Origin of the sequence: Thauera sp. SDU_THAU2, from assembly GCF_038260575.1 — a bacterium.
Taxonomy (GTDB): Bacteria; Pseudomonadota; Gammaproteobacteria; order Burkholderiales; family Rhodocyclaceae; genus Thauera.
In genome coordinates, this window is the sequence record NZ_JBBWUN010000003.1 from 902,059 (window position 1) to 925,043 (window position 22,985).

The window sequence follows — 22,985 nt, forward strand, 5'->3', positions numbered from 1 at the left end:
AGATCGGCCATGAACCGGAAAACCAGGGGATCGGCGAAGAAGCGGAATCGGGGAGAAGGCGACGCGGCCGGGCAGGCCCGGTCCGCCGCGCCCCGGCCGCCGGAGTTCTACAAGACCCTGCACCGCATCAACGAGGGTCTCGCCGAGGCGGCCGATCCGCTGGGGCTGGCTGCGCCCATCGTCCATGCGCAACTCGCCTGGCTGGCCCATCCCCAGGAGCTGGCCGAGCGCGCCATGCGGCTGTCGTCCGACTTGTGGCGCCTGCAGTGGCATACCTGGAACCGCGCCGTCGGCCTGCCCAGCACCGATCCGATCGAACCGCATCAGGACGACACGCGGTTTGCCGATCCAGTGTGGACCGAGTCGCCGACCTGGGATCTGATCAAGGAGTGGTATCTGGCCTTCACCCATCACACCCAGGACATGCTCTACGAGACGCCGGCGCTGTCGAGCAAGGAGCGGCGGCGGGCGGCGTTCTGGTGGCGCAACTGGCTCAATGCGGTGGCGCCGACCAATTTCCTGCCGACCAACCCGGTGGCCCTGCGCAAGGCGGTGGAAAGCGGCGGCGTCAGCCTCGTGCGCGGCCTCGAGAACTTCGTCGCCGACCTGAAGGCGGGCGACATCAGGATGACCGATCCCGACGATTTCAAGGTCGGCGAGAACCTCGCCACCACGGCGGGCGCGGTGATCTTCCGCAACCGCCTGCTCGAAGTCATCCACTACGCCCCCAGCCAGCCGCGCGTCCACGCCGAGCCGGTGGTCATCGTCACGCCCTGGATCAACAAGTTCTACGTGCTCGACCTGACACCGAAGCGGAGCATGATCCGCTTCCTGCTCGATCAGGGGCTGGACGTCTTCATCACGAGCTGGAAGAACCCGGATGCGTCGATGGGCGAACTCACGTTCGACGACTACCTGCTCGAAGGCGTTGATACCATCGTGCGCGTCGCGCGCGAGTTCACCGGTGCCCGGCAAGTCCATGCGGTGGGTTACTGCATCGGCGGCACGGCGCTGGCGATGTACATGGCCTGGGCCAGCCGCCGCCACGACGAGGATACGGCGCCGGTCGCCGACTGGACGCTGTTCACCACGCTGGTGGACTTCCACAGGCCCGGCGACATCGAAGTCTTCATCGACAAGAGCAGCATCGACTACCTGTGCAGCAAGATGGCGCAGAAGGGCTATCTGGATGGGGCCGAGATGGCGGCTTCCTTCCGCCTGCTGCGCTCGAACAGCCTGATCTGGCAGTACGTGGTCAATGGCTGGCTGTACGGCGAGACGCCGCCGCCCTTCGACGTGCTGTACTGGAACATGGACTCCACGCGCATGCCGTATGAGATGCATGCCTGGTACCTGCGCGAGCTGTACCTGCACAACCGGCTGATCCAGCCCAACACCCTCGAAGTCGCCGGCGAAAAGCTCGACCTGTCGCTGATCCGCCAGCCCCTGTACGCGGTCGCGGCCGAGGACGACCACATCGCACCCTGGCGCCAGACTTTCGCCATCAACAACCATGTGGTCGGCAGCCGGCGCTACGTGCTGTCGAGCTCGGGGCACATCCTCGGCATCCTGAATCCGATCGTGCATCCGCCGAAGCGGCGCTACTGGGTCGCCGATGCGCGCCGTTCCGACACCACCGACAGCTGGCGCCAGCGCGCCGAGCAGCACCAGGGCAGCTGGTGGGAAGACTGGATGCGCTGGCTCAAGCCGCGCGTCGGCCCGGAGGTCGAGGCGCGGCCGGTCGCGAACGACGCTTTCCCGGCCTTGTGCCCGGCACCGGGAAGCTACGTGCTGGAGCCCTGAGCCGCGTGCTCAGACCTGGTGGCGTGCCAGGCGGGCAGGGTCGTGCAGCGTGATGTGCTTGCCGTGCACGCTGATCAGGCCGGACTCGCTGAGGTCGTGGAAGATGCGCGACAGGGTCTCGGGCGTCAGGTTCAGGCGCGAGGCGATCACCTGCTTGCTGGTGGGCAGGTCGATCTCGCAGGGCGAGTCGCTGTCGGCGACCTGCAGCAGATAGCCGATCACGCGCTGGATGCTCGAGCGCAGCGAGTAGGTCTCGACGTCCTGGATCAGGCCGTGCAGGCGGATCGACATGCCGGCGAGCAGCTTGTGGGCGAAGGAGGGGTCCTGGTCGATCAGTTCGCTGACCACGGCCTGGCCGACGTGGATCAGCGCCGTTTCGGTCAGCGCCTCGGCGAACACCGGGTAGGGCTTGTTCATGAACATCACCGCTTCGCCGAAGCTCTGCATCGGGCCGATGATCTCGACGACCTTTTCCGTGCCCTGCGGCGAGGAGAAGGCGAGCTTGACCTGACCCGAGACGACGAAGTAAAAGCCATGCGGCTGGTCGCCGCGCTGGAACAGGACTTCGCCGCGGGCGATGTGGCGGTCGCGGGTGTAGCGGGCGATGCGCTCGATGTCGGCTGCGGACAGTTCGCCGAAAAGCGGAATGCGCTTGAGCAGCGCGGGGATGTCTATGGGTGGGGTGCTGGCCATGTGCGGGCGCTCCTGATGGGAAGCCGTCTCGTTTGTCGGCCTCCATTCTAATTGAGGGCAGGGGCCAAGGCGGCCGTGCCGCCCCTGGAAAAAAGGAAGAACATGTATTTCGCCATCAAGCATCTTCACGTCACCTGTGTGGCGCTCAGCATCCTGGGCTTCCTGCTGCGAGGCTACTGGATGATCAGCGGCAGCCCCTTGCTGAAGAGCCTGCCGGCGCGGGTGCTGCCCCACGTCGTCGATAGCGTCCTGCTGATCACGGCGATCGTGCTGGCGGTGATGATCCAGCAGTATCCGTTCCAGGCGGATTGGGTGACGGCCAAGGTCATCGGGCTGGTCGCCTACGTCGTGCTCGGCACCATTGCGCTCAAGCGCGGCAAGACGCGCTCGCAGCGGTTGTTCGCGTTTGCTGCCGCGCTCGCGGTGTATGCGTGGATCGTGTCGGTGGCGCTGAGCAAGAACGCTGCGGGCTATCTGGCCGCCGTCGCCTGACGGGGCGGTCGAGGCAGCGAGGCGGGAAGGGGGCAAAAACAGGCCGGAGGCAGGCGCTCTCAGCGCCCGCAGCCGGCCGTCTGATGCTGGACCAGCTTGCGCAGCCTGGTCGTGTCGAGCAGGCGGATGTGCTTCTGCTGCACGGCGATCAGGCCTTCTTCCTGGAAGCGGGAGAAAGCGCGCGACACTGTTTCGAGCTTGAGGCCGAGGTAGGAGCCGATTTCCTCGCGCGTCATGCGCAGGTGGAATTCGGCCGCGGAAAAGCCGCGCGCGGTGAAGCGCTGCGACATGTTGAGCAGGAAGGCCGCGAGCCGCTCCTCGGCGCGCATCGAGCCGAGCAGCATCATCACGCCGTGGTCGCGCACGATCTCGCGGCTCATGACCTTGTGGAACTGGTGCTGCAGGCCTTCGACCTCGTGCGACAGTTGCTCGAGCTTGGCGTAGGGAATCACGCACACTTCGCTGTCTTCCAGCGCCACCGCGTTGCAGCTGTGGTTTTCGGTGCTGATGCCGTCCAGGCCGAGGATCTCGCCCGTCATCTGGAAGCCGGTCACCTGGTCGCGGCCGTCCTCGAGCAGCACGTCGGTCTTGAACGAGCCGGCACGAATGGCGTAGATCGCCTCGAAAGGATCACCCGCACGATACAGGCTCTGCTGGCGCTTGACCTTGCGGCGGCCGCCGACCAGTTCGTCGAGCTGGTGCAGCTCGCTGTCGGACATGCCGAAGGGCAGACACAGCTCCACGAGATTGCATTGCGAACAGGCGGTCTTCAACCCGTTCATGGTGACTGGCACGCTTGCCCTCATCTGCACGATAATTCCGTTTCCTTCAGACACTGTCTCGGGCGCCCTCATCAGTCCATCGGTTCCGGTCTGTTCCTGCCCGTTGATCCACGTCAACCAAAATATTGCGGTGTTCTGCCATTGTTCGGCAGACACTCAAGTTTCAGATCATGACCGACCAGAACGAACTCATCTTCGACCCGCAGCTCATCCGCCGATTCGACATCAACGGTCCGCGGTACACCTCCTACCCCACTGCGGATCGCTTCGTCGAGGCATTCAACGCTGATGCCCTCAAGGATTGGCTTGCCAAACGCGCCATCGGCGGCGTCAGCAAACCTCTCTCATTATACTTCCACATCCCGTTCTGTAACACGATCTGCTACTACTGCGCCTGCAACAAGATCATCACCAAGGATCACGGGCGCTCGGCCAAGTACCTGAAATACCTGGCCAAGGAGATCGAGATGCAGGCCGCCTGTCTGGAGGGCGGCCACCAGGTGACGCAGCTGCACCTGGGCGGCGGAACGCCCACCTTCCTGTCGCACGACGAAATGCGGCAGCTGATGGCATCGGTGCGCGAGCATTTCACGCTGGTGCCGAACGGCGAATATTCCATCGAGGTCGACCCGCGCAAGGTGGATTACGACACCGTCGCGCTGCTGGCTGAACTCGGCTTCAACCGCATGAGCGTCGGCGTGCAGGACTTCGCCGAGGACGTCCAGCGGGCGGTCAACCGCATCCAGAGCTTCGAGGAAACCAAGCTCGTCATCGATGCCGCACGTGGCAACGGCTTCAAGTCGGTGAGCATGGACCTGATCTACGGCCTGCCCAGGCAGAACGTGATCAGCTTCAACCGCACGCTCGAACAGGTGCTGGAGATCTCGCCCGACCGCGTCTCGCTCTACAGCTATGCGCACCTGCCGGGCCTGTTCAAGCCGCAGCGCCGCATCTCGCAGGACGACATGCCCACCGCCGACACCAAGCTGCAACTGCTGCAGCTCGGCATCCGCCGCCTGACCGAAGCGGGCTACGTCTATATCGGCATGGACCACTTCGCCAAGCCGGACGACGAACTGACCGTCGCCCAGCGCCAGGGCCGGCTGCACCGCAACTTCCAGGGCTATTCGACCCAGGCCGAATGCGACCTGCTGGCCTTCGGCGTGTCGGCGATCGGCAAGATCGGCCCGGTGTATGCGCAGAACGTCAAGACGCTCGACGACTACTACGACGCCCTCGACCGCGACGAGCTGCCGGTGCTGCGCGGCATCGAGCTGAACGCGGACGACCTGCTGCGGCGCTCGATCATCCAGGCGCTGATGTGCCACTTCGAGCTGTCGATGCAGTCGATCGAGATCGCCCACCTGATCGATTTCCGCGAGTATTTCGCCAGCGAACTCGCCGACCTGCAGGAAATGCAGAAGGCCGGGCTGGTCAGGATCGACGGCGACTGGATCAGCGTGGAGCCGGCCGGCCGCCTGCTGGTACGCGGCATCGCCATGGTGTTCGACCGCTATCTGCGCGCAGACCGCGAGCGCGCGCGCTACTCGCGCGTGATCTGAGGGGCGGGCGGGTATCACGTGCCGCCAGGGAGCTGCCTGGACGGGGGTGTCCGCCTGCGGCCGCATGCCGCAGCAGTATGCGTGCCAGCGGCGTAGAATGGGCGGTCTTTCCCCTCTGGCCCTCTCCCGGTCCCGTTTCGACCATGCCTGAAACCGGCTATTTCGCCGTCTTCCTGATCGGCCTGCTCGGCGGCACACACTGCGTGTCGATGTGCGGCGGCATCGTCGGCGCGCTGACCGCCCAGGTGCAGGTGCCCGGCAGCAGGCCGCAATGGCCGCTGCACCTGGCCTACAGCGTCGGCCGCATCAGCACCTACACCGCGCTGGGCGGCCTGGTGGGGGCGCTGGGTTCGGTCGGCATGCTGTACGACGGCATGCTGCCGGTGCAGATGGGCCTGTACGTGCTCGCCAACCTGATGCTGGTTGCGCTCGGCCTCTATCTGACCGGCTTCACCCGCCTGCTGGCGCCGGTCGAGCGCGCCGGCCACGTGCTGTGGCGCCGCATCCAGCCCGCCACCCGCCATTTCCTGCCGGCGCGCTCGGTCAAGCAGGCGCTGCCGCTGGGCCTGCTGTGGGGTTTCATCCCCTGTGGCCTGACCTATTCCATCCTGGCGACCGCGCTCGTCACCGGCTCCGGCGCCCGCGGTGCGGGGCTGATGCTCGCCTTCGGCTTCGGCACGCTGCCCAACCTGCTGCTGGCCGGCATGCTGTTCAAGCGCTTCCGCGACTTCACCCGCAACGCCAAGGTGCGTTTCGCCTCCGGCCTGCTGGTGCTGGGCTTCGGCGTGTTCGGCCTGATCCACGCGCCCACGCTGGGCGGCGCGCTGTGGGAGGGCGTGGTCTGCCTGACCTGAGGCGCCGGCCGGGGGCCGCAGGCGCGAATCCGGGGCGATGATGCAGTGCAGGGCACGCGGATTTCCCCCTATAATCCGCGCACAATTTTCCACGGGAGGGAATCATGGGTTTCGATCTGGTCAGCGCCGGCAAGGACGTGCCGAACGACATCAACGTCATCATCGAGATCTCCGCGCAGGGCGATCCGATCAAGTTCGAAGTGGACAAGGACAGCGGTGCCGTCTTCGTCGACCGCTTCATGGGCACGTCGATGCGTTATCCGCTGAACTACGGCTACGTGCCGCACACCATCGCCGGCGACGGCGATCCGGTGGATGTGCTGGTCGTGACCCCCTTCCCGCTGGCTCCCGGTGTCGTCATCCGCTGCCGCCCGGTCGGCGTGCTGAAGATGGAAGACGAAAGCGGCGTCGATGCCAAGGTCGTGGCCGTGCCGGTGTCCAAGCTGACCCCGCTGTACGACAAGGTCCAGACCACCGACGACCTGCCCGAGCTGCTGATGAAGCAGACCGTGCATTTCTTCGAGCACTACAAGGATCTGGAGCCCGGCAAGTGGGTCAAGGTCGTGGGTTGGGGTTCCGTCGAAGAAGCCAAGAAGGAAATCGTCGACGGCCTGGCTGCCGCCAAGAAGTAAGCCGCCCTGTAGTTTTCGGGGTACCGAAAACGCCCCTGCGCTTGCCATCGCATGGCAGCAAGCGCAGGGGCGTTTTTCCGTTCAGCAGGCCGGCTCGGTGGCATGGCACGCGAGCAGCCGGCCGACCCGTGATCGACATCCGGCCTCCGGGCAAGGGCCCGGGATTCCAGCGCGCCGTGCCTTAGCCGGCCTGCTTCTTGATCCGATAGTTGAGCTGTGGCCGCGTCATGCCGAGAAGGCGGGCGGCGGCGGCCAGATTGCCATTGGCCTGGTCCACTGCGCGATTCAGCAGGTTTTGCTCGAATGCTTCCAGCGAAACGCCGGATGCCAGTACGGCTGCGACCAGATCCTGGGGCGGCCGGTGCGCCGCCTCGAGTTCGCCCCGGGCGCTGAGTGCATGCTCCTGGCTGTCATCGGGCAGGGCGCCGATGAACAGGTGTTCGATTTCGATCAGGCCATTCTGCGGGGCCAGAATGGCTCCGCGTTCGAGGACATTCTCCAGTTCGCGGACGTTGCCGGGCCAGGGGTGCAGCTTCAGCGCGTGCATGGCCTTGTCGCTGATCCCGGCGATGCGCTTGCCGTGCAGCGTCTCGAAGCGGCGGACCAGGGCATCGACGAGGGCCGGGATGTCGCCGGGGCGCTCGCGCAGCGGTGGAATCGTCACCGGATAGACGTTGAGGCGATAGTACAGGTCGCGCCGGAACGTGCCGGCACTGACGGCCTTCTGCAGATCGACATTGGTGGCGGCCACCAGCCGGACGTTGATCTTGCGCGTGCGCTCGTCGCCGAGCCGCTCGATTTCGCCTTCCTGCAGCACACGCAGCAGCTTCGCCTGCGCGGGCAGGGGCAATTCACCCACTTCGTCGAGAAAGAGCGTGCCGCCGTGAGCCCGTTCGAACTTGCCCGCGCGCGAGGCGTGGGCGCCCGTGAAGGCGCCGCGCTCCACGCCGAACAGCTCCGATTCGATCAGTTCATCGGGCAGGGCTGCGCAATTGACCGCGACGAAGGGGGCGTCCTTGCGTGCGCTCATCTCGTGCAGCGTTCTCGCGAAGCGTTCCTTGCCGACGCCTGTTTCACCGAGCAGCAGGACCGAGACGCTGGTCGAGGCGGCCCGGCTGATCAGATCGTAGGCATGGAGAAAGGATGAGCTGCTGCCGATGAGATCGGGCGTCTTGCGCGGACAGGCGATCGTGTGGCGCATCGCCTCGATTTCCTCGCGCAGTTCGAGCAGGCGTCCGACGATCGAATCGGCTTCGAAATAAGGCCTGAGCTCGTCGGCGTCGGGCCATTCCTCGGCGGGCTTGCCGACGATCCTGCAGCTTTCGCAGCCCGTCGCTGCACATTCGGTTTCCTTGAACAGGATGAAGCGCCCCATGAAGGCGCTGGTATAGCCCGAGGCGTAGCCGATCATCATCCAGCACACGGGCTGATCCACTTCCCCGAAGGCCTGGACGTGGGCCTCGGCTTCCCAGGCACCGTGCCAGAGGAATTCGCCATAGAAAGTGCTGGCCTGCATGTCGAATTCCAGACGTACCGGTTCGACGCGCGCACACCCCTCGAGCATGTGCAATTGCGGCCCGACGACGAATGCATCGGCAGGTTCGCATGCCTGGCGGGTCTTGCGCGCAAGCTCCGCGTCGCGCATGCCGGAGGCGAAGCCTATGCGCGTGAGGATGCGGCGCGCCTGCTGCTGGCCTACGGAGGCGATCAGTTCCTTGCGCAGTTCGGACATGGCGCCCACATGCAGCAGCAGCATGCGGTGCTCGCTCAGCCAGATATGCCCGTCTTCGGGTGCGAACCGGAGCAGGCTGCGCAGGTCTGCGCTCTCCGGGTATTGGATGGTGGTCACGGATCTCCTCCAGATTGGCGTCGCCTCCGCTCTGCCGGCGGCTGGCTCTCCCGGACCCTCGGTACCGTCCGGACACCGGACGAAGCTTAAACGAGTGCTTGTGCTTGGGGGACAGGGAAAGCATGATTATAAATAAAATCTCGAGAAAACAAGTGGGCGGCATGATTCTTGTATCTGTCGCCGTGAGCCGCCGGTCGTGTGGACGAATTGCCGATCGACGGCAAGCACATCGAAAGAGGAGACAGCCCGGATGAGGCAGAGATTTGTGGTGGCGATCGAAGGTTGCGGCGAAAGACTCAGCTGCGCGGACAGCGACAACGTGTTGTGTGCCATGGAAGCCCTTGGCCGCAAGGGCATCCCGGTGGGCTGCCGGGGTGGCGGCTGCGGCGTGTGCAAGGTCAGGGTGATGCAGGGGAGCTACCACACGCACCGCATGAGCCGTAGCTGCGTATCCGAAGCGGAAGAGGCCGCAGGTGTGGTACTGGCCTGCAAGCTTTTTCCCGACAGCGACCTGAGGATCGAGGTGGTCGGCAAGATGGCCAGGGCAGTGTGCGCCGGGGTGGCGAAATGACTGGATGAGCACCTGAGCGGGCAGGTGGTGCAGCGGGCCGGAAGACGGAAGTCTCCGGCCCGCTTTGTTTTCCGGTCGGGGTGCTGCATTGCAATAAATCGAATGAATCAAATGATCGATCAAATCGATGAATTGACCATTTGGTGAAGCGCCAGGGGATGGGCGAAGCACGATGAAATATCGAGATAAATGCTGATTGCCATGGAAATCCACGGTTTTGTGAGATTGGCACGGAAGTTGTTAATGCATGTCCTGTCGCGATCCCACATTGATCAAACCGGAGGAGGGGAAGGATATGAAGGATGCCGAGCCTGCGATCGACATCGGCCGGAAGTTCGTGCGCCTCATCGAGCGCAGGCCGGATGGATTCGTCGAGTTCGAGTTCGCCATCGGCGACCCCGAGCTCTACGCCGAGCTGCTGCTTCCGGCTGAGGCCTACGACTCGTTTTGCCGGGCCAACGGCGTCACGTTCCTCGAACCCCGGGAAGGGGAATGCGCGGAAGAGGCCGAAGACTGGAACTGGAACCTGCATCAAGCCACGCAGCAGCGCTTCCGCTGACTGCAGCCATACAAGCAAAAGGAGGAGCGTCCATGCAGATCGATCTGCGCACCGTGTCCATCAAGCCCTTGCGGCACACCTTCGACAACATCGCCCGCCGCATCGGCGCGGACAAGCCGGCATCCCGCTACCAGGAAGGTACGCTGGACATGCAGCAGGAGGCGAACTACCACTATCGCCCGACCTGGGGATCTCGATCACCTGATCTACGACCGTGACCGGACCGCGATCAGGATGGCCGACTGGTACAGCTTCAAGGACCCGCGCCAGTACTACTACGGTGCCTACACCATGGCTCGGGCCAAGCAGCAGGACACCGCCGAGGCCAATTTCGATTTCGTCGAGAACCGTGGCCTGGCCGCGACGCTGCCGGACGAAATCCGCGACACCGTGCTGGCGCTGCTGATTCCGCTGCGGCACGTGGCCTGGGGCGCCAACATGAACAACGCCGCCGTCTGTGCCTACGGCTACGGCACGGCCTTCACCCAGCCCTGCATCTACCACGCGATGGACCAGCTCGGCATCGCCCAGTACCTGACCCGCGTCGGTCTGCTGCTGGGCGACGTGGATTCGCTCGATGCTGCCAAGCAGGCATGGATGGAAGACGACACCTGGCAGGGGCTGCGCCGCTACGTCGAGGACACCCTGGTGCTGCGCGACCCGTTCGAGCTGTTCGTGGCGCAGAACGTGGCGCTCGACGGCCTGCTGTATCCGCTGGTGTACGAAACGATCGTCGACGACGTGCTCTCGGCCAAGGGCGGCACGCCGGTGGCGATGCTGACCCAGTTCATGACCGACTGGCATGCCGAGACCCGCAAATGGATCGACGCCACGGTCAAGACCGCCGCCGCCGAATCGGCCGGGAACAAGACCGTCCTCGCCGACTGGATCGTGCAATGGCGCGACCGTGCGGCGGCGGCGCTGCTGCCGGTGTCGCGCATCGCCCTCGGCGAGCGTGCCGACGAACTGACCACCGAAATCGTCCAGCAGTTCAACGCACGCATGGCCAAGGCCGGCGTGCCCCTCTGAGGAATTTCCCGATGTCCACCGTATTCATCGCGCTGCAGACCAACGAAGAGACCCGCCAGGTCATCGAGGCCATCGTGCAGGACAACCCCGATGCCGTCGTCAATGAGCAGCCCGCGATGGTGAAGATCGATGCTCAGGACAGGCTGGTCATCCGCCGCGAGACGATCGAGGAGCTGATCGGCCGCCCGTTCGACCTGCAGGAGCTGCAGGTCAATCTGATCACCATGACCGGCAACCTCGACCAGACCGACGACGAGATGGTCCTTTACTGGAACGCCTGAACCGGCACGCCAAGGAGACACGAACCATGGATATGCAAGCCGCCAAGAAGAAACTCGGCCTCAAGGAGCGCTACGCGGTGATGACCCGCGGCCTCGACTGGGCGCCCTCCTACCAGAAGATGGAGGACATCTACCCCTACGTCGCCTACGAGGGGATCAAGATCCACGACTGGGACAAATGGGAGGACCCGTTCCGTCTGACGATGGATGCCTACTGGAAGTACCAGGCCGAGAAGGAGCGCAAGCTCTACGCGATCATCGACGCCTTCAACCAGAACAACGGCCACCTCAACGTCACCGACGCGCGCTACATCAACGCCGTCAAGCTGTTCATCAGCGGCATCAGCCCGCTCGAATACGTCGCCCACCGCGGCTTTGCCCATGCCGGCCGCGCCTTTCCCGGGCCGGGGCCGCGCGTCGCCTGCCTGATGCAGTCGATCGACGAGATCCGCCATGCCCAGACCCAGGTGCATTCGATCTCGAACTACAACAAGTACTACAACGGCATGCACGATTTCCATCACGCCCATGACCGCGTGTGGTTCCTGTCGGTGCCCAAGAGCTTCTTCGACGATGCGCTGACCGCGGGCCCGTTCGAGTTCATGGTGGCGATCGGCTTCTCGTTCGAGTACGTGCTGACCAACCTGCTGTTCGTCCCCTTCGTCTCGGGCGCGGCCTACAACGGCGACATGGGCACGATGACCTTCGGCTTCTCGGCGCAGTCCGACGAGGCCCGCCACATGACGCTGGGCCTGGAGGTGATCAAGTTCATCCTCGAGCAGGACCCCGCCAACGTGCCGATCGTGCAGCGCTGGATCGACAAGTGGACCTGGCGCGGCTACCGCGTGCTGACGCTGGTGGCGATGATGATGGACTACATGCTGCCCAAGCGCACGATGAGCTGGAAGGAGGCCTGGGAAATCTATTTCGAGGAGAACGGCGGTGCGCTGTTCAAGGACCTCGCCCGCTACGGCATCACCATGCCCAAGTGCGCCGGGCAGATCGCGCTCGAAAAGGATCATCTGTCGCACCAGGCCTGGAGCACTTTCTACAACTACGCCGCTGCCGCCAACTTCCACACCTGGATGCCGGACGACGACGAGATGAAGTGGCTGGCGAGCAAGTATCCCGACAGCTTCGACAAGCTTTACCGCCCGCGCTACCGCTTCTGGCGCGAGCAGGCGGCCAAGGGCAACCGCTTCTACAGCAAGACGCTGCCGATGCTGTGCCAGGTCTGCCAGATCCCGATGGTCTTCACCGAACCGGGCGAGCCGACCAAGACCTGCTACCGCGAGCTCGACTACAGGGACGACAAGTATCACTTCTGCTCGGATCACTGCAAAAAGATCTTCGAGGACGAACCGGAGAAGTACACCCAGGCCTGGCTGCCGGTGCACCAGATCTACCAGGGCAACTGCTTCCCCGAAGGCAGCGATCCGACGGCGGAAGGCTTCGACCCGCTGGCCGAGGTGCTGAAGTTCTACAACCTGGAGCACGGCCGCGACAACCTGGATTTCGAGATCTCGGAAGACAGGAAGAACTTCGCCGAATGGCGCGGCCAGGCGACCAGGAACATCTGACCCCCACGGCTGCGGGCGACATCCTGCCTGCAGCCGGCAAAAAACACCCAGGAGACACGACATGGCTGTTGCTGCCATCAAAGCCTACGACTTCCCGCCTGCCGACTCGATGGACAAGTTCCACGGCGCCCGACTGCTCTACATCGGCTGGGAGGATCACCTGATGTTCTGCGCGCCTTTCGCCTTTGCCTTCCCGCCGACGATGCGTTTCGGCGACGTCGTCGACGGCGTGCTGCCGGGCTCGTTCGGCTACCACCCCGACTTCGCCCGCATCGACTGGGCGAAGGCCGAGTGGTTCAAGTCCGGCAAGCCCTTCGCCCCCGACTTCGGCAAGTCGCTGGCGGACAACGGACTCGGACACAAGGACGTGATCCGCTTCCGCACGCCGGGCCTCACCGGTATCGAGGGTTCCTGCAGTTGAACGCAAGGCGCGGGGCGGCGCTACCCGCCGTCTCCGCCCGCCGAAGAACGGATACGACGGAAACGAATCATGAGTCATGAACTGACGATCGAGCCGATCGGCCAGACGATCGAGGTCGAAGAGGGCCAGACCATTCTCGACGCCGCCCTGCGGGCCGGGATCTGGCTGCCCCACGCCTGCTGCCATGGGCTGTGCGCAACCTGCAAGGTGCAGGTGGTCGACGGCGAAATCGATCACGGCGAAGCCTCGAGCTTCGCGCTGATGGACTTCGAGCGCGACGAAGGCAAGACGCTGGCCTGCTGTGCGCGGCTGGAGTCGGACGTGACGATCGAGGCCGAGATCGAGGAGGAAGCGGATGCCGAAGCCATTCCGGTGCGGGACTTTCCCGGCACCGTGACGCGGATCGAAGCGCTGACGCCGACGATCAAGGCGGTGTTCATCGAGACCGACGAGCCGATGCACTTCCAGGCCGGGCAGTACGTCAATTTCTTCCTCGAAGGCGGCGAATACAGCCGGGCCTTCTCGCTGGCGAATCCGCCTTCGAGCGGGCGCGAAGTCGAACTCAACATCCGCATCGTGCCGGGCGGCCGCGGCACGACCTGGGTTCCACGAGCGACTCGAGGTCGGCGAGCGCGTACGCCTGTCCGGCCCCTATGGCCGCTTCTTCGTACGCAGGTCGGCGCCCGAGGCGCTGCTGTTCATGGCCGGCGGTTCGGGCCTGTCCAGCCCGCGCTCGATGATCCTCGACCTGCTCGATGCCGGCGACACGCGGCCGATGACGCTGGTGTATGGCCAGCGCCATCGCGGCGAACTTTATTACCACGACGAATTCCTTGCCCTCGCCGAGCGCCATCCCAGCTTCAGCTACGTGCCGGCGCTGTCGGACGAGCCGGCCGATTCCGGCTGGACGGGTTTTCGCGGCTTCGTCCATGAAGCGGCTGCCGCCCATTTCAACGGCGATTTCCGCGGCCACAAGGCCTACCTGTGCGGCCCGCCGCTGATGATCGACGCCTGCATCACGGCGCTGATGCAGGGCCGTCTGTTCGAGCGCGACATCTACATGGAGAAGTTCTTCTCCGCGGCGGACGTCCAGCAGGTCCGCAGCCCGCTGTTCAAGAAGATCTGATCGGGTGTTATAAAATAAATTTTAGTGAAATATCGAGAATTATGTGAAATCATGGAAATAAGCAGGCCGGTCTGAGCTGCGCTTTCCCGATTCACCGAAAGAACGAGACCAGCCGGCGCCGATTGCCGGCGCCGGGGCCGCAACGAGGCTCCGGAGAGGAGGAGACAATGCATCACCTTGCCGACGGGCTTTTGCGCCCGGGGCTGCTGGCGGCTGCCTGCACGTTGTCGCTGGCGGCCTGCCAGGCCCAGCCGGATTTGTCGGCGGTCCGCGCCCAGGCGGAACGCCCGCTGCAGCGCTACCACGTCATCCAGACCCTGAATGCCAACCAGCAGGTCGTCATTGCCGGCACGCAGGCCGGGTCCATGCTGGTATCGACCGATGCCGGCCACAGCTGGCAGCGCACGAGCGTCGATGGCGCATCGCTGATCGACTCGGCGCAATGCCCGGACGGAAGCTTCGTCGCGCTGGACTTCTACCGCCGCGTCGTGTCGATCTCTGTGGATGGCGCCGTAGCTGCGTCCTCGGCGTTCGAAGAGCCGAGCGTGCCGCTGGCGATCGCCTGCGATCCTCGGGGCGGCTGGTGGGTGGCCGGCACACATGCCGGCATTGCGCACTCGCCCGATCGGGGCCGTACCTGGTCTCACCTCGATCTCGACGAGGACGCGCAGATCACTGCCTTGCAGTTCGTCGATGAGGACCACGCAATTGCGGTCGGCGAGTTCGGCCTGATTGCCGTCAGCGCCGACGGCGGCAAGCGCTGGGATCGCCTCGAGCCGATTCCGAACGAGTTCTACCCGTACGCCGCGCTGTTCGCTTCACGCGACGAAGGCTGGGTGAGCGGCATCGCCGGACAGATCCTGCACACCACCGATGGCGGACGGAGCTGGGAGCGGCAGGCCAACAACACCCATGCGCCGCTCTACCGCCTGTTCATGCACGAAGGCGTGCCGCACGGCATCGGCGCCGGCGGCACGGTCGCGCGGCTGGCGCAAGGTGCCTGGCAAGCCGTGCCTTACCCCGATCCCTTGCCCGTTTTCTTCGGTGCCGGCGTTTCGCTGCCCGGGCAGTCGGCGCTCGTCGCCGGCAGTCCCGGCGGGCTGGTGCGCGTGATCGGCATCCGGGCCAACTGAGGAGGGCAGGAACTTGGTCGGCAAGCTGCGTCACTCCATCACCCACAGGCTGCACCTCGCCGAGGCATGGATCTTCGCCAATCCGAAGATCGTCCTCGCACTGATCCTGCTGGGTACCGTCCTGTTCAGCCTGGCATTGCCCCGGCTGCGGGTGTTCACCGATTTTTCCGATCTGCTGCCGCAGAACCATTCCTACATCCAGACCTACAACCGCCTGAAGGAGAACTTCGGCGGCGCCAACATGGTGGTGATGGCGGTGGAAGTGGAGCAGGGCACGATCTTCAACGACCGGACCCTGCGCCTGATCCACGCGGCGACCCAGGGCGTCGACAGCCTGCCGGGCGTCAACCACAACCTGGTGTCGAGCCTGACGCACCGGACGGCACGCAAGATCTTCCTCGACGAGCAGGGCGGCTTCGCCTCCGAGTCCTACTACGACCCGCAGAAACCGGATCGCAGCGTGGCCGAGCTCGAGCAGTTGAAGAAGGACGTCATCGCCAACCCGACGATGTACGGCCTGCTCGTGTCGCCCGACCTGAAGGCGGCGCTGATCAAGGCCCAGCTCAACGAAGGCGACATCGACTATCCGGCGACCTTCGCGGCGCTGCAGAAAGTGCGTGAGGAGCTCGCCACGCCGGGGCACCGCATCCACGTCACCGGCAATCCGGTGCTGACCGGCTGGGTGCACCTACCTGGACCAGATCATCCGGATCATGGTGTTCACGCTGATGCTGCTGGCGCTGCTGCTGATCGTGTATTTCCGCCGGCTCTACGGCATCGCGCTGCCGATGCTGGGCATTGCGCTGTCGACGATCTGGGGCCTCGGCTTCATGGCGCTGATGGGCATCAACCTCGAGCCCTTGTCGCTGCCGATCCCCTTCCTGATCGCGGCGCGCGCGACCTCGCACGGCGTGCAACTGGTGGCGCGCTACTACGAGGAACTGGCGATCGTGAAGGACGGGCAGAAGGCGGCGCGCAATGCGCTCGACGCCCTGTTCCGTCCCGGTTCGCTGGCGATCATCGTCGACGCGGTCGGGCTGGCGGTGCTGGTGCTCGGCGCCGCGCCGTTCAACCACAAGCTCGGGATCGCCGCCGGTTTCTGGGGCATCTCGGTGATCTTCACCGTGCATTTCATGGTGCCGCTGGCGCTGTCGGTGCTGCCCGCACCGCGCAAGACCGACAACAGCAACGATTTCATGCCCGCGATCCTCGGCGGCGCGATGGCGAAGACCGGCGGCACCGACGGCGGCGCGCGTTCCATCCTGGTGCTGACGCTGATCGGTGCGCTCGGCGGGCTGTACCTGCTCGGCCAGGTCAAGATGGGCGACACCGAGCCGGGTTCGCCGCTGCTGCACCGCGACCACGACTACAACGTATCGACCACGGCGATCAACGAGCGCTTCCCGGGTTCGGAAGAGCTGCACGTGCTCGCCCGCACCGACGAGCCGGGCGGCATCAAGCGGCCGGAAGTCATGGCGGCCATCGAGCGCTTCCAGGCGCACATGATGTCCGACCCCGCGCTGGGTGGGACCAAGGCCTTGCCGGGCGTCGTGCGCGTGGTCAACAAGCTGACCCACAACGACGACCCGCGCTGGATGCAACTGCCCGACAGCGCCGAGGAAGTCGGCGGCCTGATGTTCGCCTACATGGCCTCCAGTCCGATCCCCGGCGCGCTGAAGGAGTTCGTCAATGCGCAGGAGGACGAAGCCAACATCGTCTTCTACTACAAGGACCACCAGGCCGACACCATCGACCGTGTCGTCGCCCTGGCCGAGGAGGGCGCCCGCCTGATCGAGGCCGAGGTGCCCGGGCTGCGCATCGAGCTCGGCGGCGGCATCATCGGCGTCACCGCCGCGGCCAACCAGGCCCTGCACACCGACCACCTGATCATCATTCCGGCGGTGATGGTCTTCGCCTTCCTGATCGTGTCGCTCTATTACAGCTCGCTCCATGCCGGCTGGTTGATGGTGCTGCCGATGCTGTTCGCCACCTTGATGACCTACGCCTACATGGGCGCGATCGGCATCGGCATCAGCGTCAATACCGTGCCGGTGATCGCCGTCGGCGTCGGCGTCGGCATCGACTACGCGGTGTATTTCATGGACCGCATCCGCGAGGAGTACGCGGAGTTGGGCGACATGAAGCGGGCGGTGATCAAGGCGGTCGCCACCACCGGCTCGGCCGTGTCCTTCACCGCCGCGACCCTGATCGCCGGGGTGGTGCTGTGGATCTTCATGTCCGACCTGAAGTTCCAGTCCGATGCGGCGCTGCTGCTGGTGTACATGCTCGTCGTCAACGCCATCGCCGCGGTGCTGATCGTGCCGAGCTGGTGCGTGGTGTTCAAGCCGAAGTTCGTCACCGCCGCGCATTACGACGAGGACGGTGTGCTCGAGGTGTGAGGGTCGCAGGAGTTCAAGGTGCGGCCGACGCATCGGCCGCGCCTGGCAAGGCGCCGGGGGGAGTGCCCGGAAAACGACAAGAAGCTAGGAGACATGAGATGAGGAAAAAACGGATCCTGCGGCCGCCGGTGTTCAGGCTCGCCGCTTGTACGGCGGGCGGCGCGCTGGCCTTTGCCGCCGCGGCGCAGCAGTTGCCGGACCTCGGCAGCTCGACTGCGCCCTGGAAGGTGGATGTCTATTACGACAACCACACGGCCTTCCGCGGCAAGGACCATACCGGCGAGCGGGTCGGGCTGTCCAAGTTCCGCAACACGCTGCAGCTCGAGGCCGACAAGGATCTCGGCGACGACTGGGCTTTCCGCGGCATCCTGCGCGGCACCTGGGACGGCGTCTATCGCATGAACAAGGGCCAGTACGGCAATTCGGCGGGCGGCGCGGTGATGCTGCAATCGACCACGCCGGGCGGCTACATCGAGACGCCGCACGGTGCCGGCCCGGTCAACAAGGAACTGGTCGACGGCCTCGGCCTGACCAACAATGCCTTCGTCTCGGGCGCCGGCTACCGCAACAGCCCGAACGAGGGCCTCAGGGTGCTCGGCGACCGTCTCCACGACACCGACGGCGGCGTCGCCTTCGGCGTGCCGGTGCGGCCCTGCGACAAGGACAAGCGCGGCTGCCGCGACTTCGGCGGCTACGGCGACCGGACGCTGTCCGAACTCGAGGCGCCTGAGTTCAACGACCGCCTGGACTTCATCCGCGAAGCCTACGTGCGCAAGAACTTCGCCCTGGACGATGGCACCGACCTGTTCCTCAAGATCGGCAAGCAGCAGGTCGTGTGGGGCCGTACCGACCTGTTCCGCGTGCTCGACGTCATCAACCCGGTCGATTACTCGCGCAACAACATCTACGACGAACTCCAGGACATCCGCATCCCGATGTGGATGGTGCAGGCCGAATGGCGCATGGGGCCGTCGGAGTCGATGCAGGACCGCAACTTCCAGATCGTGTGGAACTTCGACAAGTTCCGCCCCAACAACCTCGGCCAGTGCGGCTCGCCCAACGCGATCCTGGATGCGGGCTGCTTCTTCCGCGGCATGGCGAACCTGTGGGACAACGGCGGCACGGTCGCCAACTTCGCCAACGTCGCGCCGGGCACGCTGCTCGCGACCAACTTCGGCCCCGGCCAGATCGGCCTGCGGGACGTCGACCTGCCGTCCTGGAGCCTGGCCAACACGCAGATCGGCGCCAAGTTCGAGGGCATCACCCAGAGCGGCCTGGCGTTTTCGCTGAACGCGCTGTACTACCGCTCGCAACTGCCTTCGCTGCGCGGCGGCAAGCGCACCACCAACGGCTTCACCGGCGAATACAGCGAGCACAATCCCTACCTGATCTCCTTCGACATGCATTTCCCGCGCGTCAAGCTGCTGGGCGGCTCGCTCGACTTCCAGTCCGAGACGCTGGGCGCGGCCTTCCGCTTCGAAGGTGCGATGAGCTGGGGCGAGGAGTTCTCGAACACCGCCCGGCCCGGGCTGTATTCGAAGAACCGCGTGTGGCGCAGCGTGATCGGCATCGACCGGCCGACCTTCATTCCCTTCCTGAATCCGCACCGCACGACGCTGATCTCGGCGCAACTGTTCTGGCAGCACATCTTCGACCACGAGTACTACTCGACCGGTACGAAGAACGGCCAGAACTATCTCGGCGCGGTGGGGATGCCGGACTGGAAGGACAGCTACATCGGCACGCTGCTGATCAAGTCCTTCATGATGAACGACCGCCTCAGCCCCGAGCTGATCATCGCGCGCGACTTCAAGGCCAGGGCGACCGCCATCGCGCCGGCGGTGGAATGGAGCCTCACCGACAACCTGAAGCTCAGCTTCGGCGGCAACTTCAAGGTCGGCACCGGCGCCCGCCGCTTCGACGACTGCCGCGCCTGCAACCCCTGGATGCCCTTCACCGCGCCGGATGGCGATCCCGATCCGATGACGCCGTATTCACGCGGCCTCGCCGGCTTCGAGCCGCTCGGCCGCTTCCGCGCCGGGCCGATCGGTTCGGCGATGTACGAAGACGAAGTGTATTTCAAGCTGCGCTATCAGTTCTGACCCGAGGAGACATCCCCCATGAACAAAACCATCATCGCCGCGGCACTGCTCGGCCTCAGCCTGACCGCCCGGGCGGCGACGGACGCCGAGCTTCAGGCCAGCTTCAATCCCTACCAGAACGGCTTCCCGAACCACCCCGGGCTGAGCGTGGGCACCGTGATCAACCAGGGCAACGTCGACCAGTTCAAGGACGTCGTGCCGGACGGCGTCTACAAGCTGCTCAAGGATGGCCTGTTCGAAATAAAAGTCGGCCCGACCACCCAGTTCGAACTTTCCAGCGCCTACGTCGAGGCCACCCGGCGCAATCTGGGCAAGGCCAGGCTCGGCCCCAACAGCGGCGACCTGGAGGGCTTCGAAGGTGGCCGTCCCTTCGTCGAGGAGCCGGACATCGAGGATCCGCGCGCCGGCGAGAAGCTGGCCTGGAACTACAAGTACGGCGTCAACTGGGGCGATGGCGCCAACATCACACCCTTCTACTGGAAGTACCGCAACATGGCGACCGGGCAGCTCGAGCGCACGATCCAGTTCAGCTTCCACTTCCTCAACTTCAAGCACCGGGTCAAGGACGAGCCGGTGCCCGAGGTGACGCCCAATCCTTCGAACCTGTTCCGCGGCATCTACGTCAAGGTCGATGCGCCGCAGGATCTGAAGAACACTCAGCTGCTGATCCAGCGCTACGACGACGACCAGAAGATCGACGACGCCTATCTGTACCTGGGCTTCCAGCGCCGCGTGCGCCGGCTCGCGACGGGGCAGACGACCGACTCCTTCCTCGGCTCCGATCTGATGATCGAGGACTTCGAAGGCTACAACGGCCGCATCTCCGACATGAAGTGGACCTACAAGGGCACGAAGAACGTGATCCTGCCGATGTGGAACCACAACGAGCTCGCGCTCAGCGACGAGTTCAAGGATCCGGACGGCTTCAAGTACGTCGGCTTCGGCGGCCAGGGTGAGTGCTTCCACCAGGGCACGTGGCAGTTGCGCAAGGTCTATGTGCTCGAAGCCGAGCCGGTCAATGCCGCCCATCCGGTCAGCAAGCGCGTGTTCTACATGGATGCGCAGCTCGGCAATCTGAATGGTGCCAACGAGATCTACGACCGCAAGGGCGAGTTGTGGAAGGTGTTCATGGTCGGCAAGTCGCACGCCGACCACCACCTGCCGATCAACAAGGGCTCGGGCATCGGCATCGACGACGCCTTCTCGATGATCGACGTGCAGGCCAGGCACTGCACCACCGGCCACTTCAAGGGCCAGGTCGATCCGAAGCAGAACCCGCCCAGGATGTTCCAGGCGCAGTACATGCGCGGCGGCGACTGAGCATCCGGATTCGCAGGGCAGGCCCGGCGGTTCGTTTCCCCGGCCGGGCATACATACACATTCAGAGGAGTTCAACAAATGGCTATGACAGGCGTATTGAGGCCGGGACACATCTCGCTTCGCGTACTCGATCTCGAGGAAGGCATCCATTTCTACCGCGACGTGCTGGGCCTGGTCGAAACCGGCCGGGACGAGCAGGGGCGGGTCTATTTCAAGACCTGGGACGAGCGCGAACACAACAGCGTGCTGATCCGCGAGGCCGATTCCGCGGGCATCGATTTCTTCGCTTTCAAGGTGGCGGACAAGGCCACGCTCGACAAGCTCGATGGCGACCTGAAGGCGTTCGGCGTCCGCACCGAGCGCATTCCGGCCGGCGAGATGCTGGCGACCGGCGAACGCGTCCGCTTCGAAGTCCCCTCCGGCCATCTGATCGAGCTGTATGCCGAGAAGCGCGACGTCGGCAATGGCCAGTCCTACGTCAATCCGGATCCCTGGGTGCCGGACGCCGAGCGCGGCATCGCGCCCACGCGCCTGGACCACTGCCTGCTATACGGCCCGGATATCGAGAAAGTGCAGGAAATCTTCGAGAAGGTGCTCGGCTTCTACCTCGTCGAGCACGTGGTGATGGAGGATGGCCAGACCGATCTCGGCATCTGGCTGTCGTGCTCGACGAAGGCGCACGACATCGCTTTCGTCCGGCATGCGGAGCCGGGCAGGCTACACCACGTCTCGTTCAAGCTCGACAGCTGGGAGCGGGTGCTGCGCGCCGCCGACATCATGTCGATGAACAAGGTATCGATCGACATCGGCCCCACCCGCCACGGCGTCACCCGCGGTACGACGATCTACGCCTTCGATCCGTCGGGCAACCGCTTCGAGACCTTCTGCGGCGGCTACGACACCTATCCCGACTACCAGGCGGTGAAATGGACCTGGGACGAGGTGGGCACCGGCATCTTCTACCACGACCGCAAACTCAACGAGCGTTTCCTGACGGTCGTGTCCTGAACGGAAGAGCCTGCGGCAGCCATGGCTGCCGCAGGTTTGGAGGGTCAGCGTTTGCTCTTGCTGGTGAAGAAGTCCGCCGGCATGCGCTTGACGGCATCCAGCGTGCGCAGGATGTGCTCGGTCAGGATCGAGGTGGCGCGGGTCGCGTCGCGTGCCATCGTCGCTTCGAACAAGGCCTGGTGCTCGGCGTGGATGTCGCGGGCGATCGGCTGGCGGAACAGGCTGATGCGGCGGTAGCGCTCGGACTGCTGGTAGAGGATGTGCTGGAAATGACGGATCCAGCGTGAGCTGGATGCCGAGATGAGGGCTTCATGGAAGGCGCGATTGCGGCTCTCCCATTCCTCCGTGGTGCCGACGTCGTGGTCGGCGAGGCGCTGTTCGGCGCGCGAGAGGCGGTGGAAGGCGGCGACGACGGCGGCCTCCCAGTCCTCGCCGCCGGAGGCGATCGACTGCCGCAGGGCCTCGGTTTCCAGCAGCACGCGGGTGCGGGTGATGTCCTCGAAGTCGGCGATGGAGATCGGCGCGACACGGAAGCCGCGCTGTCCCTGGGCAACGACGAGGGCGTCGGTCACCAGCAGCAGCAGCGCTTCTCGCAGGGTGCCGGCGCCGACGTCGTAGTGCTCCTTGAGGTGCTCGACGCGCAGCTTTTCGCCCGGTGCGTGGACGCCCTCGATGATGTCGCGGCGCAGGCGCTGGTAGGCACCTTCGACCAGGGTCTTGGGTTCTTCGTGGGAATCCGTGGCTTGGCTCAGGGCAGCTTGGGACAGGACGGTTTCGCTCATGGTGGCG

Annotated in this window: 19 protein-coding genes and 2 pseudogenes; 17 read left to right on the top strand and 4 right to left on the bottom strand. The window is 64.8% G+C overall.

Features of this window, described 5'->3' with window-relative positions; translation table 11 throughout:
* The first annotated feature begins 9 nt into the window (after positions 1-9).
* Positions 10-1,803, top strand: a complete 1,794-nt coding sequence (locus AAFL97_RS05315) for a PHA/PHB synthase family protein (protein WP_341644027.1) — start codon at positions 10-12, stop codon at positions 1,801-1,803.
* A 9-nt stretch (positions 1,804-1,812) separates the two neighbouring features.
* Here the strand turns inward: AAFL97_RS05315 and AAFL97_RS05320 are convergent, their stop codons facing one another.
* Positions 1,813-2,496, bottom strand: a complete 684-nt coding sequence (locus tag AAFL97_RS05320; protein ID WP_341644028.1) for a Crp/Fnr family transcriptional regulator — start codon at positions 2,494-2,496, stop codon at positions 1,813-1,815.
* A gap of 102 nt (positions 2,497-2,598) precedes the next feature.
* Here AAFL97_RS05320 and AAFL97_RS05325 point away from each other — a divergent pair, with 102 nt between their 5' ends.
* Positions 2,599-2,988: a SirB2 family protein gene (locus AAFL97_RS05325; RefSeq protein ID WP_341644029.1), complete on the top strand. Its 390-nt coding sequence runs from the start codon at positions 2,599-2,601 to the stop codon at positions 2,986-2,988.
* 59 nt (positions 2,989-3,047) lie between these two features.
* On the opposite strand, the gene fnr is transcribed toward AAFL97_RS05325, so the two are convergent.
* On the bottom strand, positions 3,048-3,794 hold the full coding sequence (fnr, locus tag AAFL97_RS05330) for a fumarate/nitrate reduction transcriptional regulator Fnr (RefSeq protein WP_341647100.1): 747 nt from the start codon (positions 3,792-3,794) through the stop codon (positions 3,048-3,050).
* A 146-nt stretch (positions 3,795-3,940) separates the two neighbouring features.
* Here fnr and hemN point away from each other — a divergent pair, with 146 nt between their 5' ends.
* The 3 genes from hemN (at position 3,941) to ppa (ending at position 6,818) form a co-directional block, all read left to right on the top strand.
* Positions 3,941-5,332: an oxygen-independent coproporphyrinogen III oxidase gene (gene hemN, locus AAFL97_RS05335; RefSeq protein ID WP_263461943.1), complete on the top strand. Its 1,392-nt coding sequence runs from the start codon at positions 3,941-3,943 to the stop codon at positions 5,330-5,332.
* 143 nt (positions 5,333-5,475) lie between these two features.
* On the top strand, positions 5,476-6,186 hold the full coding sequence (locus AAFL97_RS05340; RefSeq protein WP_341644030.1) for a sulfite exporter TauE/SafE family protein: 711 nt from the start codon (positions 5,476-5,478) through the stop codon (positions 6,184-6,186).
* A 104-nt stretch (positions 6,187-6,290) separates the two neighbouring features.
* Positions 6,291-6,818, top strand: a complete 528-nt coding sequence (gene ppa, locus AAFL97_RS05345) for an inorganic diphosphatase (RefSeq protein WP_068636189.1) — start codon at positions 6,291-6,293, stop codon at positions 6,816-6,818.
* Between the two features lie 181 nt (positions 6,819-6,999).
* On the opposite strand, the gene AAFL97_RS05350 is transcribed toward ppa, so the two are convergent.
* The gene (locus tag AAFL97_RS05350) at positions 7,000-8,667 is read right to left on the bottom strand and encodes a sigma 54-interacting transcriptional regulator (protein ID WP_341644031.1); all 1,668 of its coding nucleotides are present in this window, start codon (positions 8,665-8,667) and stop codon (positions 7,000-7,002) included.
* Positions 8,668-8,917: 250 nt separating this feature from the next.
* On the opposite strand from AAFL97_RS05350, the gene AAFL97_RS05355 reads away from it, so the two are divergent.
* The 12 genes and pseudogenes from AAFL97_RS05355 to AAFL97_RS05410 all read left to right on the top strand — a co-directional run bounded on the left by AAFL97_RS05355 (position 8,918) and on the right by AAFL97_RS05410 (position 22,196).
* On the top strand, positions 8,918-9,238 hold the full coding sequence (locus AAFL97_RS05355; protein WP_341644032.1) for a 2Fe-2S iron-sulfur cluster-binding protein: 321 nt from the start codon (positions 8,918-8,920) through the stop codon (positions 9,236-9,238).
* Positions 9,239-9,533: 295 nt separating this feature from the next.
* Entirely contained in the window at positions 9,534-9,797 is a 264-nt protein-coding gene (locus AAFL97_RS05360) for a phenol hydroxylase subunit (protein ID WP_341644033.1), read from the top strand.
* Positions 9,798-9,829: 32 nt separating this feature from the next.
* Positions 9,830-10,826 (top strand): annotated as a pseudogene (locus AAFL97_RS05365) (aromatic/alkene monooxygenase hydroxylase subunit beta).
* Between the two features lie 11 nt (positions 10,827-10,837).
* Positions 10,838-11,107, top strand: coding sequence for an MmoB/DmpM family protein (locus AAFL97_RS05370; protein WP_068636194.1), 270 nt, complete (start codon positions 10,838-10,840; stop codon positions 11,105-11,107).
* A gap of 26 nt (positions 11,108-11,133) precedes the next feature.
* Positions 11,134-12,687: an aromatic/alkene/methane monooxygenase hydroxylase/oxygenase subunit alpha gene (locus tag AAFL97_RS05375; RefSeq protein ID WP_341644034.1), complete on the top strand. Its 1,554-nt coding sequence runs from the start codon at positions 11,134-11,136 to the stop codon at positions 12,685-12,687.
* 61 nt (positions 12,688-12,748) lie between these two features.
* The gene (locus AAFL97_RS05380; RefSeq protein WP_341644035.1) at positions 12,749-13,108 is read left to right on the top strand and encodes a phenol hydroxylase subunit P4; all 360 of its coding nucleotides are present in this window, start codon (positions 12,749-12,751) and stop codon (positions 13,106-13,108) included.
* Positions 13,109-13,177: 69 nt separating this feature from the next.
* Positions 13,178-14,234, top strand: a pseudogene (locus tag AAFL97_RS05385) (NADH:ubiquinone reductase (Na(+)-transporting) subunit F).
* 167 nt (positions 14,235-14,401) lie between these two features.
* Complete coding sequence (locus AAFL97_RS05390; RefSeq protein WP_341644036.1) at positions 14,402-15,367, top strand: sialidase family protein; 966 nt, start codon at positions 14,402-14,404, stop codon at positions 15,365-15,367.
* Positions 15,368-16,080: 713 nt separating this feature from the next.
* A complete protein-coding gene (locus AAFL97_RS05395; RefSeq protein ID WP_341644037.1) occupies positions 16,081-17,766 on the top strand; it encodes an efflux RND transporter permease subunit in 1,686 nt (561 codons plus the stop codon).
* A gap of 98 nt (positions 17,767-17,864) precedes the next feature.
* Positions 17,865-19,868: a DUF1302 family protein gene (locus tag AAFL97_RS05400; protein WP_341644038.1), complete on the top strand. Its 2,004-nt coding sequence runs from the start codon at positions 17,865-17,867 to the stop codon at positions 19,866-19,868.
* 18 nt (positions 19,869-19,886) lie between these two features.
* Positions 19,887-21,188 (top strand): DUF1329 domain-containing protein, encoded by a 1,302-nt coding sequence (locus AAFL97_RS05405; protein WP_341644039.1) that lies wholly within the window; start codon positions 19,887-19,889, stop codon positions 21,186-21,188.
* 78 nt (positions 21,189-21,266) lie between these two features.
* A complete protein-coding gene (locus AAFL97_RS05410) occupies positions 21,267-22,196 on the top strand; it encodes a catechol 2,3-dioxygenase (RefSeq protein ID WP_263461956.1) in 930 nt (309 codons plus the stop codon).
* A 44-nt stretch (positions 22,197-22,240) separates the two neighbouring features.
* Here AAFL97_RS05410 and AAFL97_RS05415 read toward each other — a convergent pair whose 3' ends face one another.
* Positions 22,241-22,978 (bottom strand): FCD domain-containing protein, encoded by a 738-nt coding sequence (locus AAFL97_RS05415; protein WP_263461957.1) that lies wholly within the window; start codon positions 22,976-22,978, stop codon positions 22,241-22,243.
* Between the last annotated feature and the right edge of the window lie 7 nt (positions 22,979-22,985).

What these genes read in the sequence shown, in the direction of transcription:
- AAFL97_RS05360 (WP_341644033.1), top strand. Translation starts at nt 9,534, where the DNA reads ATGAAGGATGCCGAGCCTGCGATCGACATCGGCCGGAAGTTCGTGCGC.
- hemN (WP_263461943.1), top strand. Translation starts at nt 3,941, where the DNA reads ATGACCGACCAGAACGAACTCATCTTCGACCCGCAGCTCATCCGCCGA.
- AAFL97_RS05390 (WP_341644036.1), top strand. Translation starts at nt 14,402, where the DNA reads ATGCATCACCTTGCCGACGGGCTTTTGCGCCCGGGGCTGCTGGCGGCT.
- AAFL97_RS05340 (WP_341644030.1), top strand. Translation starts at nt 5,476, where the DNA reads ATGCCTGAAACCGGCTATTTCGCCGTCTTCCTGATCGGCCTGCTCGGC.
- AAFL97_RS05370 (WP_068636194.1), top strand. Translation starts at nt 10,838, where the DNA reads ATGTCCACCGTATTCATCGCGCTGCAGACCAACGAAGAGACCCGCCAG.
- AAFL97_RS05415 (WP_263461957.1), bottom strand. Translation starts at nt 22,978, where the DNA reads ATGAGCGAAACCGTCCTGTCCCAAGCTGCCCTGAGCCAAGCCACGGAT.
- ppa (WP_068636189.1), top strand. Translation starts at nt 6,291, where the DNA reads ATGGGTTTCGATCTGGTCAGCGCCGGCAAGGACGTGCCGAACGACATC.
- AAFL97_RS05400 (WP_341644038.1), top strand. Translation starts at nt 17,865, where the DNA reads ATGAGGAAAAAACGGATCCTGCGGCCGCCGGTGTTCAGGCTCGCCGCT.
- AAFL97_RS05405 (WP_341644039.1), top strand. Translation starts at nt 19,887, where the DNA reads ATGAACAAAACCATCATCGCCGCGGCACTGCTCGGCCTCAGCCTGACC.
- AAFL97_RS05325 (WP_341644029.1), top strand. Translation starts at nt 2,599, where the DNA reads ATGTATTTCGCCATCAAGCATCTTCACGTCACCTGTGTGGCGCTCAGC.
- AAFL97_RS05375 (WP_341644034.1), top strand. Translation starts at nt 11,134, where the DNA reads ATGGATATGCAAGCCGCCAAGAAGAAACTCGGCCTCAAGGAGCGCTAC.
- AAFL97_RS05380 (WP_341644035.1), top strand. Translation starts at nt 12,749, where the DNA reads ATGGCTGTTGCTGCCATCAAAGCCTACGACTTCCCGCCTGCCGACTCG.
- AAFL97_RS05395 (WP_341644037.1), top strand. Translation starts at nt 16,081, where the DNA reads ATGGTGTTCACGCTGATGCTGCTGGCGCTGCTGCTGATCGTGTATTTC.
- AAFL97_RS05315 (WP_341644027.1), top strand. Translation starts at nt 10, where the DNA reads ATGAACCGGAAAACCAGGGGATCGGCGAAGAAGCGGAATCGGGGAGAA.
- AAFL97_RS05410 (WP_263461956.1), top strand. Translation starts at nt 21,267, where the DNA reads ATGGCTATGACAGGCGTATTGAGGCCGGGACACATCTCGCTTCGCGTA.
- fnr (WP_341647100.1), bottom strand. Translation starts at nt 3,794, where the DNA reads ATGAGGGCAAGCGTGCCAGTCACCATGAACGGGTTGAAGACCGCCTGT.
- AAFL97_RS05320 (WP_341644028.1), bottom strand. Translation starts at nt 2,496, where the DNA reads ATGGCCAGCACCCCACCCATAGACATCCCCGCGCTGCTCAAGCGCATT.
- AAFL97_RS05355 (WP_341644032.1), top strand. Translation starts at nt 8,918, where the DNA reads ATGAGGCAGAGATTTGTGGTGGCGATCGAAGGTTGCGGCGAAAGACTC.